The organism is Tamlana crocina (assembly GCF_012037625.1).
Genome location: NZ_JAAVJS010000701.1, coordinates 1 through 316, shown reverse-complemented (window position 1 = coordinate 316; position 316 = coordinate 1). Strand labels below are relative to the sequence as shown.

The 316-nt window shown below is 43.0% G+C and carries 1 protein-coding gene; it reads right to left on the bottom strand.

All coding sequences use genetic code 11. The annotated features are described in order from the left end of the window. Window positions 1-316, bottom strand: a 316-nt coding sequence (locus HC176_RS20290; RefSeq protein WP_167920463.1) for a PAS domain-containing protein, incomplete at both ends; no start/stop codon positions are given.

Genomic DNA, 316 nt, shown 5'->3' with positions numbered 1-316 from the left:
TAGTAGTAACTGCACGTAACCTTTTATTGAGGTCACAGGAGTTTTTAACTCATGGCTCACCATTTTAAGGAAATCTCCCTTCCGCTTCTCTTCCTCCTTTAACCGTTGTATCTCTGTACTGGTACCTATCCACATCTTTACTTCCCCCTGCTCATCCCTAACCGCATCAACCCTGTTGAGATGCCATAAATATTTTCCGGCTTTATTTCGTAGCCTTACCTCAGTCTCAAAGGGAACTCCTGTTTGTAGAGACCTTTGCCAGTTTTTAAGGAATTCCATACGATCTTCTTCATGAATAAACCCTGTCCATGGCGCA